Raw genomic sequence first — 1035 nt, 5'->3', positions numbered from 1 at the left:
GGAGGTCATGTTGATGTTGATCTTCAGCAGCATCTCGCCGCTTTCCATCACGAACGGCAGCAGGCTCATGTTGTAGCCGCTGGTCACGGCGCCCGGGATCAGCGAGGTGGTACTGCCGACCTGGGCGACGTTGGAGATCTGGCTGGAGGCCAGGTAGCTGTCGTAGCGGCCGATCTGGATCGGCGCCGACTGGAGGTTGAGCGTGGTCACGGACGGGGAGCGGACGGTCGAGACGCGACCCTGCTGGGCCAGCGCCTGGACCATGGCCTTGGATCCTGCCCAGGCACTGTTGGCGGTATCCAGGATGCTCACGGAGCCGGAGATCGCGCTTTGATCGATGCCTGGCATGGTGTTCTTCAGGCCGATGCCCCACTTGTTGTTGAGCGACTTGTAGACCAGGTTCCAGTCGATCCCCAGTTGATCCTTGTCGGTCAGGGCGACCGAGAGCACGTTGACGTTCAGCAGCACCTGCTTGGTGATGCTCTCGTTCTCCCGGTTGACCAGCTGCTGGACACGGTTGAGGACCTCTGGACGGTCGGTAACGGTCAGGGTGCCCGTGGCACGCGACAGCGACATGCGTCCCATGCTCGGCGTCAGCATCGAATTGATGCTGTTTTCTATGTCGCTGAGGATCGAGGTCTTCAGCTCAGAGCTGGTGGTCTGCTTGCTGCCGGAGTCGCCGCTGATGCCGGAGCTGCCATTCTGCCCAGTGGATCCGGAGCCATCCCCGCTGATGCCGGCGGCCGTCGTCATACCAGAACGCACGGTGGAGTCCACCGTGTTGACGTCGTCGAAGGCGTAGATGCGGAAGGTCCGAGTGTCCAGGTAGTAGAACTCGACCCGTTTCTCGGTTGGGTTGTAGCGCCAGGACACGCCGGCGCGGGCGGCGATGAGATCGAGGAATCCGCTGACCTTGCCGTTCCATTTGATGTTGTACAGCGACCGCGGGCCGTAGGACCCGAAGCTCGACCCGATGCTGCCGCCGGCACCTAGGGACATGCCGTTGGCGACGAAGGCAGGAAACAGCATGGTGGC

At 62.5% G+C, this 1035-nt stretch carries 1 protein-coding gene; it reads right to left on the bottom strand.

Features of this window, described 5'->3' with window-relative positions:
• Positions 1–1035, bottom strand: a 1035-nt coding sequence (gene pilN, locus JHD77_RS32150) for a PilN family type IVB pilus formation outer membrane protein (protein ID WP_233412020.1), incomplete at both ends; no start/stop codon positions are given.

Source organism: Pseudomonas sp. P20 (assembly GCF_016463925.1).
Classification (GTDB): domain Bacteria; phylum Pseudomonadota; class Gammaproteobacteria; order Pseudomonadales; family Pseudomonadaceae; genus Pseudomonas; species Pseudomonas aeruginosa.
The sequence above is the reverse complement of the archived record's forward strand: the minus strand, read 5'-3'. Positions and strand labels throughout refer to the sequence as shown.